Annotated in this window: 9 protein-coding genes; 5 read left to right on the forward strand and 4 right to left on the reverse strand. The window is 70.2% G+C overall.

Annotated elements, in window-relative coordinates; translation table 11 throughout:
* Window positions 1-5 precede the first annotated feature (5 nt).
* From EAO72_RS37540 to EAO72_RS37550, 3 genes are all read left to right on the forward strand, one after another.
* Window positions 6-962, forward strand: coding sequence for a PDR/VanB family oxidoreductase (locus EAO72_RS37540; protein WP_148021467.1), 957 nt, complete (start codon window positions 6-8; stop codon window positions 960-962).
* A gap of 166 nt (window positions 963-1,128) precedes the next feature.
* Complete coding sequence (locus EAO72_RS37545; protein ID WP_148021468.1) at window positions 1,129-2,055, forward strand: VOC family protein; 927 nt, start codon at window positions 1,129-1,131, stop codon at window positions 2,053-2,055.
* Between the two features lie 100 nt (window positions 2,056-2,155).
* A complete protein-coding gene (locus tag EAO72_RS37550; protein ID WP_148021469.1) occupies window positions 2,156-3,286 on the forward strand; it encodes an FAD-dependent monooxygenase in 1,131 nt (376 codons plus the stop codon).
* A gap of 503 nt (window positions 3,287-3,789) precedes the next feature.
* Here EAO72_RS37550 and EAO72_RS37555 read toward each other — a convergent pair.
* Entirely contained in the window at window positions 3,790-5,319 is a 1,530-nt protein-coding gene (locus tag EAO72_RS37555) for a helix-turn-helix domain-containing protein (RefSeq protein WP_148021470.1), read from the reverse strand.
* A gap of 487 nt (window positions 5,320-5,806) precedes the next feature.
* Between EAO72_RS37555 and acnA the strand changes: the two genes are divergently transcribed.
* Complete coding sequence (acnA, locus tag EAO72_RS37560; RefSeq protein WP_148021471.1) at window positions 5,807-8,521, forward strand: aconitate hydratase AcnA; 2,715 nt, start codon at window positions 5,807-5,809, stop codon at window positions 8,519-8,521.
* Between the two features lie 85 nt (window positions 8,522-8,606).
* Here the strand turns inward: acnA and EAO72_RS37565 are convergent, their stop codons facing one another.
* From EAO72_RS37565 to EAO72_RS37575, 3 genes are all read right to left on the reverse strand, one after another.
* Window positions 8,607-9,521 carry an FG-GAP repeat domain-containing protein gene (locus EAO72_RS37565; protein WP_261991756.1) on the reverse strand — a complete coding sequence of 305 codons (915 nt, stop codon included), beginning with the start codon at window positions 9,519-9,521 and terminating at the stop codon, window positions 8,607-8,609.
* Between the two features lie 115 nt (window positions 9,522-9,636).
* Window positions 9,637-10,488 carry an FG-GAP repeat domain-containing protein gene (locus EAO72_RS37570; RefSeq protein WP_148021473.1) on the reverse strand — a complete coding sequence of 284 codons (852 nt, stop codon included), beginning with the start codon at window positions 10,486-10,488 and terminating at the stop codon, window positions 9,637-9,639.
* Between the two features lie 174 nt (window positions 10,489-10,662).
* Entirely contained in the window at window positions 10,663-12,675 is a 2,013-nt protein-coding gene (locus EAO72_RS37575) for an FUSC family protein (RefSeq protein ID WP_261991757.1), read from the reverse strand.
* 546 nt (window positions 12,676-13,221) lie between these two features.
* On the opposite strand from EAO72_RS37575, the gene EAO72_RS37580 reads away from it, so the two are divergent.
* Window positions 13,222-14,454, forward strand: coding sequence for an ROK family protein (locus EAO72_RS37580; protein WP_148021474.1), 1,233 nt, complete (start codon window positions 13,222-13,224; stop codon window positions 14,452-14,454).
* Window positions 14,455-14,544: the final 90 nt, after the last annotated feature.

Consider the following 14,544-nt stretch of genomic DNA (forward strand, 5'->3'; position numbering starts at 1 on the left):
ACGCCGTGGGCGAGACGCGACGTGTCCGTGACCTTGTCGTACGGGGCAAACGCCCGGTCGGTGCCCGTACGGTGGAACTCCTGCTGTGCGACCCGGACGGGAGGAAGCTGCCCAGGTGGCCGGCAGGAGCACACATCGACTTGTTGCTCCCCCATCGGTTGATCCGCCCGTACTCCCTGGCCGGAGACCCTTCCGACACGGCCGGCTGGCGTCTGCTGATCAGGTGCCCGTCGGCCGCGGACAGCCGGGAAGCGGCCGTCTCGGCTTCCGCGTACGTGCGGGACGTCCTGGCCGTCGGGGACCGGGTGAGAGCACGTGGACCGTACGACCGCTTCCGGCTGGCAGGTGCCCCCTCTTACCTGTTCCTGGCTTCGGGCGCGGGCATCGCACCGCTCCTGCCGATGGCCCGCCTGATCCAGGCGGCCCTTGTCTATCCGTGGTCCCTGATCCACATCGACCGGGCGGAGGAGTCCGGTGCGCTGCGCGCAGAGGTGTTGTCCCTGGGGCCGGGCGTATCTGTCCAAAAGGAGCTGGACATCGACGCGGTACTCACTGCGGCCGCGCCCGGAACCGCCGTGTACGTCTGCGGTCCGAGCCGCTTCGTGACCGCCATGGAGGCGGCCGCGCAGCGCACTCCTCACGTGCAGGTGCACAGGCAACGCTTCGACGCGGCGGAACCCCGGGGCGGCAGCGGCCGCCCCTGCGACATCGTGCTGGCCAGGCGAGGCGAGCGCGTCCATGTTGATGCGGGCACTCCGGTCCTCACCGCTCTGCTCGACGCGGGCGTCGACGTGCCGTACGCCTGCGGCGCCGGAATCTGCGGCGCCTGCGCCGTCCGGGTCATCGACGGACCCATTGACCACCGCGACTCCGTTCTCACGAAGCGCGAACGTGACGGGGGCGCGGTGATCATCACCTGTGTCTCACGTGCGTCGGGCGACGGGATCACCCTCGACCTTTGACGCCTTCGCGTGTCCGGTAACGGTTCCGGGCGGCGGCGATCTATTCGGATTTCCGCATGCCAGCAATAGAGAACAAGTATTTCCGCTGTGTTACCGCGAGCTTCTAACGTCGCGTCCACACGAATTCACCGCAGCACCGCCCTTCGGCGGAGAGTGGAGAACCCCCATGGGTGAGATCGCCAAACTCGGCTACGTAGGAGTCGAGTCCCCCGACCACGAGGAATGGCGCACCTGGGCGCCGAAGGTACTCGGATGCATGATCGGTCCCGATGGCGCGGACGGTGCCGTGCGCGTCAAGATCGACGATGCCGACTACCGGATCTCCGTTCACCCCGGCGAGGAGCACCGGTTCGCGTACGCGGGCTGGGAGGTCCTCAACCACCGTGACCTGGGCGCCGCTGTGAAGCGTCTGGAGAACGCCGGCGTCAAGACCGAAGTCGCCGACCAGGAGACCACCGAGGCGCGCGGTGTGGACCGGCTGGTGCATTTCGAGGACCCCTTCGGTCAGCGTCTGGAGCTGTTCTGCTACCAGGAGTCCGGCTACCGCGACTGGAATCCGCCTCGGCCGCACGCCGGGTTCGTCACCGGTGACCAGGGCCTCGGCCACGTCGTCTTCGCCGTACCCGACGTCCGCAAAGCGGTCGACTTCTACGTCGACGCCATGGGCTTCCTCACCAGCGACATCATCACGCTCAATGAGCCGCTCGGCGAGATGTGGTTCCTCCGGGCCAACCCGCGACACCACAGCGTCGCACTGCTCGAAGTCCCCAACTCCCTCGGCCTGCACCACGTCTACCTGGAATCCCGCACCCTGGACGACGTCGGCTACTCCTACTACGACGTCCTGGGCGGCGACGAGAACCCCGACCTGCTGATGAACCTCGGCAGGCACATCGGCGACCAGACGGTCTCCTACTACATCCACTCGCCGGCCGGCTTCTTCATCGAGTACGGCTGGGACGGCCTGGCCATCGACGACCTGGAGCGCAGGTCACCGCACAACATCAACGTGCGCAAAGGCAAGCGGCCGGAAATGTGGGGGCACAAGTTCCGCTTCCAGCCCAACGAGACGGTCAAGCCCTACGAGTCCTGAACCCGGCCTCGGAGGATCACATACCTCCGGGCCACCAGCACCACGGCCGCGCACCGTAAACACCGCGCACGACAACGAACCGGCCCGGAGGGAACACACGATGCCCGCAGTCAGCAACGTACTTGTTGTAGGAGGTGGTACAGCCGGTACCGCAGCCGCGATCCTGCTCGCCGAGGTCGGCGTTGCCGTCGATCTCGTCGAGCTCAAACCCGACATCACCGCTCTGGGATCGGGGATCACCCTGCAGGGCAACGCGCTGAGGGTGCTGCGGCGGCTCGGAGTGTGGGACGACGTCCAGCGCGAGGGGCATTCGCACAACCGGCTCGCACTGCGCGCACCCGACGCCGAGGCCACAGTGCTGGTCGAGCTGGACGTGGAGCGGACCGGCGGTCCAGACCTGCCCGCCACGGTCGGCATGTACCGGCCGGCGCTCGCGCGTATCCTCATGGACCGTGCGGTGGCCACGGGAGTGAAGGTCCGCACCAGCACGACGTTCGCCGAACTCGAACAGGACGGCACCGGGGTGACCGCACGGTTCACCGACGGCTCGACCGGGCGTTACGACCTGGTGATCGGCGCCGACGGAATCCGTTCCGCGACGCGGCAGGCGCTGGGAATCGACGCGGACATCCAGGGCGCGGGCCTCGGAGCGTGGCGGGCCATCGTGCCCCGCCCGGCGTCGGTCACTCACACCGAGCTCTACTACGGCGGCCCCTCCTACATCTCCGGTTACTGCCCGATCAACGACCGTGCCATGTACGCCTACTTCACCGAGATAGCCCAGGACCGCATGCGGACGGCCCCGGAGGAGAAGCTCGCCGTCATGCGCACGTTCGCCGAGCACTATCACGGCCCCTGGGACGAGATCAGGGAATCACTGACCGACCCTTCGGCGATCCACTACACCTGGTTCGAGTCCCACCTGCTCGACGACCCCTGGCACCGGGGCCGCGTGCTCCTCATCGGCGACGCGGCCCACTCCTGCCCGCCCACTCTCGCCCAGGGAGCCGCCATGGCGCTGGAGGACGCCCAGGTCCTGGCAGAGATGCTGGCGACCGCCGACCGCGTGGACGACGAGTTGCTGGAATCGTTCGCGAGGCGCCGGCTGCCGAGGGCCCGAGCCGTAGTGGAAGCCTCCCGGCAGATCGTGCAGTGGACACTGGCCCGGGACGTCGGCGACGTGCCCGCTCTGCAGGCCCGGATTGCCGCGTTGGTGACGGACCCCGCTTGAGAAACTGCCCTTCGTCCCGCACAGGAGGGAGTGTGCGGCACGTCCACGTCGAGGTGGTGAACACCGTGCGGCGCCGCTGTGCGGCCTCGTCGACGGTCCGGGGTCCGGAAGGCCAACCTAGGGCGCTACAGGCACCTGGCGTGCAGGGGTCCTCAATACGGGTGCATCAGGCTGTTAACGGCTGCCGCCGCTATGGCGGCGGTGTGGGAGCTCGCAGCGATCTCCCCCTGTGTCGCCAATTCACCGCCGTGACGCTCCTTTGACGCTCCGAGCTCCGTACGTCTCCCTGACCGAGTAGAAAAAGGGTACCTGACCTGCAGTTTCGTGCCCAGACGTCCAGGTCGACATCTTTCCGATGACTCATCACGTGAAGATCGCGGTGCACGGAAGTCGTCGCTCCTGGTCCAAAGTCCCAGAAAAGTCCCAGGGACTCCGCCACACCCCGCCTCAACTTGCATTTGTGCAGGTCAGAAGGGGTGTGACGGGGCCATTTTTGCGGGCTTTCAGATGTCGCGGAAGATCTCGATCTGCGCCCCCACCGAGTTCAGCCGCTCCGCCAGCTCCTCGTAACCGCGGTTGATCACATACACGTTGCGCAGTACGGAGGTCCCCTCGGCCGCCATCATCGCGAGCAGTACCACCACGGCCGGGCGCAGGGCCGGCGGGCACATCATCTCCGCCGCGCGCCACCGGGTCGGGCCCTCGACCAGGACCCGGTGCGGGTCCAGGAGTTGGAGCCGGCCGCCGAGGCGGTTGAGGTCGGTGAGGTAGATCGCGCGGTTGTCGTAGACCCAGTCGTGGATCAGGGTCTGGCCGTGGGCCGAGGCCGCGATGGCCGCGAAGAACGGCACGTTGTCGATGTTGAGGCCCGGGAACGGCATCGGGTGGATCTTGTCGATGGGCGCCTCCAGTTTGGAGGGCCGGACCGTCAGGTCGACCAGGCGGGTGCGCCCGTTGTCGGCCGCGTACTCCGCGGTGCGGGCGCAGTCGACGCCCATCTCCTCCAGGACCGCGAGCTCGATCTCCAGGAACTCGATCGGCACCCGGCGGATCGTCAGCTCCGACTCCGTGACGACGGCGGCGGCGAGCAGGCTCATCGCCTCGACCGGGTCCTCGGAGGGGGAGTAGTCGACGTCCACGTCGATGTTCGGCACGCCGTGCACGGTCAGCGTCGTCGTACCAACGCCGTCCACCCGTACGCCCAGAGCCTCCAGGAAGAAGCAGAGGTCCTGGACCATGTAGTTGGAGGACGCGTTGCGGATGACGGTGGTGCCGTCGTGCCGGGCGGCGGCCAGCAGCGCGTTCTCGGTCACGGTGTCGCCGCGCTCGGTCAGCACGATGGGGCGGCCGGGGACGACGGAGTGGTCGACCTGGGCGTGGTAGATGCCCTCGGTCGCGGCGATCTCCAGGCCGAAGCGGCGCAGCGCGATCATGTGCGGCTCGATCGTGCGGGTGCCGAGGTCGCAGCCGCCCGCGTACGGCAGCTTGAACCGGTCCATGCGGTGCAGCAGCGGACCGAGGAACATGATGATCGACCGGGTCCGGCGGGCCGCGTCCGCGTCGATGGCGTCCATGTCGAGCCGGGCCGGCGGGATGATCTCCAGGTCCGTGCCGTCGTTGATCCACCGGGCGCGCACCCCGATGGAGTTCAGCACCTCCAGGAGGCGGTAGACCTCCTCGATCCTGGCCACCCGGCGCAGCACCGTACGGCCCTTGTTGAGCAGCGAGGCGCAGAGCAGCGCCACACACGCGTTCTTGCTGGTCTTGACGTCGATGGATCCGGAGAGCCGGCGCCCGCCGACCACCCGCAGATGCATGGGTCCGGCGTAGCCGAGCGACACGATCTCGCTGTCGAGTGCTTCACCGATGCGGGCAATCATCTCAAGGCTGATGTTTTGGTTGCCGCGCTCGATGCGGTTCACGGCGCTCTGGCTGGTGGCGAGCGCCTCGGCGAGCTGACTCTGTGTCCAGCCCCGGTGCTGACGGGCGTCACGGATGAGCTTGCCGATACGTACGAGGTAGTCATCTGACATGCCGGAAGGCTATCTCAGATATGAGATGAGGATCTTGGTGGGGTGTGGCGTTCGGGTGACGGGGGTGTGTGAGGGGTGCGACCGTATGCGCCGTGGGTGGTGGGGCCGTTGCTCATGTTCCGGCCGGTGGGCCCGTTCGGCGCGTGGTGCGCACCCATCGGCGCAGCTGGACGGTGGGGGTGGGGTGGCGGATGGCCGGCCCGGGCCCATGAGGCGTTGTCGGGTACGGCCGGGTGCGCCACCGAAGGACACGATCGACTGACGGCGGCAGGGGGTGGCCGGACATGACCCGTCCACGGTGATGTACTAGAGTTATCTCGACATCGAGATATATGCCGAAGGCGCACAGCGGGCCACCGTGCGGTAAGGGTTACCTAACTAAGCCTTACCTTAGCGGATGTCCGGCTCGCCGAAGGCGGCACCACGCGGCGCCCGCCGAAGTGAGGCGCGGCGCGGAGTTACGCGCACATTGATGAAGGAGACTGTCGTGTCGGCGAACAGCTTCGACGCCCGCAGCACGCTGCGCGTGGGCGACGAGTCGTACGAGATCTTCAAGCTGGACAAGGTCGAGGGCTCCGCGCGCCTCCCTTACAGCCTGAAGGTGCTGCTGGAGAACCTGCTCCGCACGGAGGACGGCGCGAACATCACCGCCGACCACATCCGGGCGCTCGGCGGCTGGGACTCCCAGGCCCAGCCCAGCCAGGAGATCCAGTTCACCCCGGCCCGCGTGATCATGCAGGACTTCACCGGTGTGCCCTGTGTCGTGGACCTCGCCACCATGCGTGAGGCCGTCAAGGAGCTCGGCGGCGACGCGACGAAGATCAACCCCCTCGCGCCGGCCGAGCTGGTCATCGACCACTCCGTCATCGCCGACAAGTTCGGCACCAACGACGCGTTCGCGCAGAACGTCGAGCTGGAGTACGGCCGTAACAAGGAGCGCTACCAGTTCCTGCGCTGGGGCCAGACCGCCTTCGACGAGTTCAAGGTCGTCCCCCCGGGCACCGGCATCGTCCACCAGGTCAACATCGAGCACCTGGCCCGCACCGTCATGGTCCGTAACGGCCAGGCGTACCCCGACACCCTCGTCGGCACCGACTCGCACACCACCATGGTCAACGGCCTCGGTGTGCTGGGCTGGGGCGTCGGCGGCATCGAGGCCGAGGCCGCGATGCTCGGCCAGCCGGTCTCCATGCTCATCCCGCGCGTCGTCGGCTTCAAGCTGACCGGCGAGCTGCCGGCCGGCACCACCGCCACCGACCTTGTGCTGACCATCACCGAGATGCTGCGCAAGCACGGCGTCGTCGGCAAGTTCGTCGAGTTCTACGGTGAGGGCGTCGCCGCCACCTCCCTCGCGAACCGCGCCACCATCGGCAACATGTCGCCGGAGTTCGGCTCCACCGCCGCGATCTTCCCGATCGACGAGGAGACGCTGAAGTACCTGCGTCTGACCGGTCGTGACGCGCAGCAGGTCGCGCTCGTCGAGGCGTACGCCAAGGAGCAGGGCCTCTGGCTCGACCCGGCCGCCGAGCCCGACTTCTCCGAGAAGCTGGAGCTCGACCTCTCCACGGTCGTCCCCTCCATCGCCGGCCCGAAGCGCCCGCAGGACCGCATCGTCCTCGCGAACGCCAAGGCACAGTTCGCCCAGGACGTCCGCAACTACGTGGACTGCGTCGACGAGGCGGGCAAGGAGTCCTTCCCGGCCTCCGACTCCCCGGCCATCGGTGCGGCCGGCCCGACGAACCCGGTCACCGTCACCGCCCCCGACGGCACCACGTACGAGCTGGACCACGGCGCCGTCACCGTCGCCGCGATCACGTCCTGCACCAACACCTCGAACCCGTACGTCATGGTCGCCGCGGCGCTCGTGGCGAAGAAGGCCGTCGAGAAGGGCCTGACCCGCAAGCCGTGGGTCAAGACCACCCTCGCCCCGGGCTCGAAGGTCGTCACCGACTACTTCGACAAGGCGGGCCTGACCCCGTACCTCGACAAGGTCGGTTTCAACCTCGTCGGCTACGGCTGCACCACCTGCATCGGCAACTCCGGCCCGCTGCCGGAAGAGGTTTCCAAGGCGGTCAACGAGCACGACCTGGCCGTGACCTCGGTGCTCTCCGGCAACCGTAACTTCGAGGGCCGGATCAACCCCGACGTCAAGATGAACTACCTGGCGTCCCCGCCGCTGGTCGTCGCGTACGCCATCGCCGGTTCGATGAAGGTCGACATCACCAAGGACGCCCTCGGCGTCGACCAGGACGGCAAGCCCGTCTTCCTCGCCGACATCTGGCCGTCCGAGGCCGAGGTGAACGACGTCGTCGCCAACTCCATCGGCGAGGACATGTTCAACAAGTCCTACCAGGACGTCTTCGCGGGCGACGCCCAGTGGCAGGCGCTCTCGATCCCCACCGGCAACACCTTCGAGTGGGACGCCGAGTCCACCTACGTCCGTAAGCCCCCTTACTTCGAGGGCATGACGATGGAGACGACGCCGGTCGAGGACATCACCGGCGCCCGCGTCCTCGCCAAGCTGGGCGACTCGGTCACCACCGACCACATCTCCCCGGCCGGTGCGATCAAGGCCGACACCCCGGCCGGCAAGTACCTCACGGAGCACGGCATCGAGCGCCGTGACTTCAACTCCTACGGCTCGCGCCGTGGCAACCACGAGGTCATGATCCGCGGCACGTTCGCCAACATCCGTCTGCGCAACCAGATCGCGCCGGGCACCGAGGGCGGCTTCACCCGCGACTTCACGCAGGCCGACGGCCCCGTGTCGTTCATCTACGACGCCTCGCAGAACTACCAGGCCGCCGGCACCCCGCTCGTCATCCTGGCGGGCAAGGAGTACGGCTCCGGCTCGTCCCGCGACTGGGCGGCCAAGGGCACCGCGCTCCTGGGCGTCAAGGCCGTCATCGCCGAGTCCTACGAGCGCATCCACCGCTCGAACCTCATCGGCATGGGCGTCCTCCCGCTCCAGTTCCCGGAGGGCCACACCGCCGAGACCCTCGGCCTCACCGGCGAGGAGACCTTCTCCTTCACCGGCGTGACCGAGCTGAACGACGGCACCACCCCGCGCACCGTCAAGGTCACCACCGACACCGGTGTGGAGTTCGACGGTGTCGTCCGCATCGACACCCCCGGTGAGGCGGACTACTACCGCAACGGCGGCATCCTGCAGTACGTGCTCCGCAGCCTGATCCGCAAGTAGGCATCAGCGGCAGTACGGCGAGAGGGCCGCACCCCCGGCGACGGGGGTGCGGCCCTCTCTCATGATGTGGGGGTGACTACCGGGCTCAGTAGAGCAGTCGGTAGGTGCTCCAGCCGCCACCGATCTTCACGCGCGCCTTGAACGGCGAAGCCGCGTTGCCGGTGCCGGAGTAGCGCCAGAGGACGCCGTCCTTGTCACGGGCGAGCAGGTCGGCCCTGCCGTCGTAGTCGAGGTCGCCCGTCGAGATGAGCGTGTTGTACGCGCCCCAGCCGCTGCCGATCTTGGTGCGGGCGGCGAAGGGGGCCTTGTAGTTGCCGGTGCCCTTGTAGAGCCACAGGACGCCGGACTTGTCCTGGGCGACGAGGTCGTGCTTTCCGTCGCCGCTCAGGTCGCCGTTGCCCGCGATCTGGCTGTACGCGTTCCAGCCGCTGCCGACCTTGTAACGGGTCGTCAGCTTGCCGTTGCCCGTGCCCAGGTAGAGGTAGAGCACGCCCGAGCCGTCACGGGCCAGCAGGTCGCCGGCTCCGGCGCCACCGAAGTTGCCCGCGGAGACGATCTTGTTGTAGATGTTCCAGCCGCTGCCGACCTGCGACCCGACACTCTTCCAGGGCAGGTACAGCAGGTGGCCGTAGTAGTCCCGCGCCCACAGGCCGTCGGTCATGGCGTCCGTGCCGTTGTTGACCTGGGCGAGGTCCTTGATGTCCGACCAGTTGTCGTCGCTGTTCGACTCGCGGGCGAGGAAGCCGCCCTTCTGGTTCTGCGTGTAGCCGTACGAGTTGCCGGCCTTGTCGATTCCGTACAGGGCGGACGACACGGTGGCAGCGGCGGCTGCTGCTGCCGCGGCGGGCTGCTGCGCGGAGTTGGCCGAGCTCGGAGCCACCGGGCTCGGGGAGTCGGCGGCGACGGCGGAGGTGCCGGTGCCGACGAGGGCGGCGGTGATCGCCGCGGCGGCCACGCGGGCGGCTATGCGTCTGTGCTTACGGCCAGAGGTTTTGGCCACGAAGTACTCCATGGATCTAGATGAAGGGTGGCCCGCCCGACCCAGGAGGGCGGACAGGCCACGGGTTTCATCCGAATCGTGTCATGACTTCGGTCGCGAAACCTTCACTTTTTGATCAGAAGACAAGACGGTAGGTGTTCCAGCCACCGGTCCCGATCAGCGCGCGGGTGCCGTACGGCGCCGCGGCCTTGCCCGTGCCCTTGTAGAGGTACAGCGCACCCTTGGCGTCGCGGCCGACGAGGTCGGTCGTGCCGTCCAGGTCGATGTCGCCGGGGGCGAAGACGGTGTTGTACGCGTTCCAGCCACCGCCGACCTTGGTGCGGGCGGTGAACGGGGCCTTGTAGTTGCCGGTGCCCTTGTAGAGCCACAGGACGCCCGACTTGTCGGCGGCGACGATGTCGTTCTTGCCGTCACCGGTCAGGTCGCCGTTGCCCGCGAGCTGCGTGTACGCGTTCCAGCCACCGCCGACCTTGTACCGCTGGGTGACGGTGCCGTCGCCGTAACCCAGGTACAGGTACAGGTTTCCGGCGGCGTCGCGGCCGAGGAGGTCACCGGCCTCACCGCCGCCGAGGTTGCCCGCGGAGACGAGCTTGTTGTAGATGCCCCAGCCGTGACCGACGTTCTTGAGGTCGGAGTTGTCGTTGGCCGCGTAGCTGAGGACGCCCGCCGCGTTGGTCTGCCAGCGGCCGTCGGGGAGGCTGTCCGCGTTGCTGTCCACGAGGCCGAGGAACTTGGTGTCCTTCCAGCCCGTGTCGAACGGGACGCGGGCCTGCAGGCCGCCTTCGCCGTCCGGTGCGTAGTAGTACGAGGCGCCCGTGCTGTCCACGCCCGTGATGCCGTACAGGGGCGCGTCGCCCGTGTCCGCCGCGAAGGCGGAGGTGCCGGTGCCGATGAGGGCCGCGGTTATCGCGGCGGCGGCGACGCGGGTGGCTGCCCGCCCGGGCYGACGGSCGGAGATCTTGGCCACGTGTGTTCTCCATGGGTGGTGGGTCGAGGCGTGACGCGCCGCGGGATACGGGGACACGCCACGGAATTGAGGGTGATCCTTTCACGAGTCCCTCACGGCTCCAAGGGTTTGACGGAAAGGCGTCAAAGCGACATCTCCGCCCGTCCGCCCGGGCGTTGCGCCAGGGCCCCCAGGTCAGGGACGGGTCACGGAACGGGCCGCCGAGGGCTCGGCGGACCCCGCTGTGGTCAGCCGGTGAATGCCGTGCAACTGCGTCATCACATCCCGCAGCGACCGGCAGTCCCGCGGACCCGGGCCCGGCGCCGGCCGGGCGGTGCGGTGGCCGTCCTCCAGGGCGTCCGCCAGCACGGACAGCGCCGTCGTCACCCGCTCCGCCTCGCCGGACGAGGGCCGCGGCACCCCGTTCTCGACCCGCAGCGCGCACGCGGTCGCCGCGTCGACGACCAGCTCGGCGGCCACCGTCACCGCCGACCAGTCGTGGCGCCGCCCGCCGAACGGGCCCGGCAGCTCGGCCGCGACGGTCTCCGCGGCGGCCCGTGCCTCGGCCAGCGCCCGGTACGCGGCGCCGCGCAGCGCCAGCCCTTGCGCGTCGTCCCGCTGCCGGTCCCCGGCGTCGGCCCGCGGCCGTCCGTCCCCGGCGCCGCGCGGCTGCCGCCCACCCCCGGCGCCGCCCGGCAGCCCGTCCTCGGCCGGGTGCGGAGTGCCCAGGACATGGCGCAGATACCGCTCCGTGCAGCGCAGCGTGACGGCGAACCGGTGACCGACCCGTACCCGGGGGTCGGCCACCAGCGGCAGATGGCCGACGAGCAGCACGATGACGCAGGCCAGGAAGGTCTCCAGCAGCCGGGACGCCGCCGCCTCGGTGTCACCCGCGGTGTGCACGAACGACAGCACGAGCACGGTGATCACCGCGGTCTGGAACGCGAAGTGGCGGGTGGACAGGGGCACCAGGGCCCCGGCCACGACGACCGCCGCCACGACCACGGGCGCGCCGAGACCGCCGAGCGCGGCCATGAGGGCGACGAAGGAGAGGACTCCGGCGACGGTCCCGGCGAACCGGTTCACCACCCGGGAGAACAGCGGGCCCATGTCGGGCTTCACCAGGAACGCGGCGGTGGCGGGCAGCCAGTACCAGTGGTTCTCGTGCAGCAGCAGCGCGACGGCCGCCGTGACGGAGACACAGAGCGCCACCCGCAGCCCGTACTCACGCCCGGCGGAGGTGAACAGACCCGGACGGAGACCGGGGCGCGGGCCCACCGCACGGGCGTGCCCGGGGTCCTGCGGGGCGTGCGCACCGGCCGTCGTCCGGTCGAAGACCACCGCGGCCTCCAGCACCGCCCGGTCGAAGGCGAGCCGTTCGACCGTGTCCGGCGGCGGGCCCGGCAGGGTGCCCGCCGGTCCGCCGGAACGGACCGCCGCGGCGAGCCGCCGGGGGCCCTCGGCCACCGTCTCCGGGACGGGGCGGCCCTCCCACAGCAGCGCGATGCTCGCCTCGCAGAGCGCGACGCCGGAGCCGTACCTCTCGACGAGGGCGTGCTCCGTCCGGCCCGACCGGCGGGGCCACGGCAGCAGCCGCATCAGGCGCAACGCCTCGTCGGCCTGCTGCTGCGCGGCGACCAGAGTGCGCCGGGCGGGGGCCGCACCCGGTCCGCCGAGCGCGCCCAGTGCGTCCGCCAGCGCGTCGAACACGGCGGCGACGGCCTCGCGTTCACCGCTCCACCGGGTCGCACCCGGTGAGCGCGGGGCGCGCAGCAGCAGCCGCAGGAGGACGAGCCAGCCCGCGCCGGCGAGGAAGCACAGCGCCTTCAGCCACGCGGGACCGGCCAGCGGCATCCCCATGCCGATCGTCGTGGCGACGAGCATCTGGAGGGCGGCCGCCGACCACACGGCGCCCCTGGCGCTCAGCGCCCCGGAGACCCAGCCCACCATGAAGAGCACGGGGACCGCCGCCCACCGCCCCGTCGCGTCCGCGACCAGGGCGCCGACGAGCAGCCCCAGCGATCCGGCCGCGGCCGGCAGCCCTATGTGGACGAGACCCTTGCGACGGGTGCCTGGGCGGTCGTTGACCCCGGCGAGCATCGCCCCGAGCGCGGCGAGGACACCCGCCCCCGGCTGCCCGAGGGCGATACCCGCGCCGAGGAGGGGGCCGGCGCCGAGCGCGCCGCGCACCATCGCCGTGCGGGGCACCGGGGCGCGGCGCAGGCGAAGGACGTGGGTGAGCCAGGCGGGCGCGGGGCGCCGCCGTGGCCTCGTGCGGGCGGATCGGTCGGACCGGATGGACCGGATGGACCGGTCGGATCGGCGGTCGGACGGGACGGACCGGTCGGACGGGATGGATCGGTCGGACGGGATGGATCGGTCGGACCTGCGGTCGAGCCAGGTGGATCGGTCGAACCGGTCGGACCGGCGATCGAACCAGATGGATCGGATGGATCGGCCGCCGACCCCGATGGATGGGCCGTCGGGCCGGATGGATCGGCGGTCGGATCGGTCGGCCGGAACGTGCACCGCTTACCTCCTCGTTCACCGGCCGGACCACGGGTCCGGCGGCGGGTGGGGCGGGCAACGGCGGCCGCGTACACCGAACGTAACAGGGGGACTTGTCGGGCGGGCTGCGGTGATGTTTCGGGCGTGTGATCTTGCCGGACAGGCAGCCGCAGCGGACGAAACCCGCAGGTCGTCCGCGGGTGTGCGCGCGACGCGGACGGCCGAGGGCCTACGCTCGAAGGTCTGATGACGACGATCCGACCCACCTCGCCCGGCGCCAAGGCCGGAGCCGAGTCCGTGCGCCGCAACAACCTCGGCCTGGTCCTGCGTGCCGTCCTGGAGGAGGGCGAGGTGACCCGCGCCCGGGTGGCGGCCCGTGTCGGACTGACCCGGGCCGCGGTCTCCTCGCTCGTCGAGGAACTGCTGGAGCTCGACCACCTGACCGAGTCCGGCAAGACGTTCAGCGGAAGCGCGGGCCGCCCCGGCACCGTCCTGAAGGTGTCGGAGACCGGCCCGGCCGGGCTCGGCGTCGAGATCAACATCGACTACGTCTCCGTGTGCGCGGTTGGGCTCACCGGCACCGACCGGGTCCGCGTCACCGAGCACATCGACAACCGGAACACCCCGCCGGCCGAGGTCCTCGCCCACGCCGCCCGCCTCACCAACCGGGTCATCACCTCGACCGGCGAGCAGGGGCTGCGCGCCGTCGGCGTCGAACTGGCCCTGCCCGGCCTCGTCTCCGGCGGCATGGTCCGCCAGGCACCCAACCTGGGCTGGTACCGCGTCGCGGCCGAAGGCATCTTCGGCCAGGCACTCAGCACACTGCGGCCCGCCGGCCGGGCGCTGGCGGTCAGTTCCGACAACGAGGCCAATCTGGCGGCGCTGGCCGAGCTGTGGTTCGGCGGCCTCGGCGACGCCCGCGGGTTCCTCTACCTCACCGGCGAGATCGGCGTCGGCGGTGCGCTGGTGCTCCGGGGCGAACTGCTGCGGGGCGCCCACGGATTCGCGGGGGAGGTCGGGCACGTGGTCGTCGACCCGGACGGGCCGCTGTGCGGGTGCGGCGCCCGGGGCTGTCTCGAGCAGTACGCCGGTCAGGCGGCCCTGCTGCGGGCCGCCGGCATCGACCCGGCGGCGGGGGTGCGCGGACTCGGGGAGCTGGAGAAGCGGGCGAGATCGGACGACCCGGCCACGCTGGAGGTGCTGCGGGCGGCGGGGGACCGCATGGGCGTGGTGCTGGCCGGGGCGGTCAACCTCTTCGACCTGGACACCGTCGTCCTCGGCGGCGTCTACCGCGACCTGATGCCCTGGCTCGCCGGGGTGGCCCAGGCACAGCTCGCGGACCGGGTGGTCTCGGGCCGGTGGCGCAGCGACGGCGGCGGGCTGCGGGCCTCCTCGCTCTCCGGCGACGCCGCGCGAGGCGCGGCGGCGCGGGTGGTGCGCGGGGTCCTGGCGGACCCGGCGGCGTACGCGGCGCGCTGAAGGCCGGGGCACGTAACGCACTGCCCCCGTCCGCCTCGGGGCGAACGGGGGCAGGACCGGATGATGAGACCGGACCGGATGAGACCGGAC

Origin of the sequence: Streptomyces sp. OR43 (assembly GCF_008042275.1) — a bacterium.
Taxonomy (GTDB): domain Bacteria; phylum Actinomycetota; class Actinomycetes; order Streptomycetales; family Streptomycetaceae; genus Streptomyces.

Coding starts and splice junctions, on each gene's coding strand:
- EAO72_RS37550 (WP_148021469.1), top strand. CDS start 2,156: ATGCCCGCAGTCAGCAACGTACTTGTTGTAGGAGGTGGTACAGCCGGT.
- EAO72_RS37545 (WP_148021468.1), top strand. CDS start 1,129: ATGGGTGAGATCGCCAAACTCGGCTACGTAGGAGTCGAGTCCCCCGAC.
- EAO72_RS37555 (WP_148021470.1), bottom strand. CDS start 5,319: ATGTCAGATGACTACCTCGTACGTATCGGCAAGCTCATCCGTGACGCC.
- EAO72_RS37580 (WP_148021474.1), top strand. CDS start 13,222: ATGACGACGATCCGACCCACCTCGCCCGGCGCCAAGGCCGGAGCCGAG.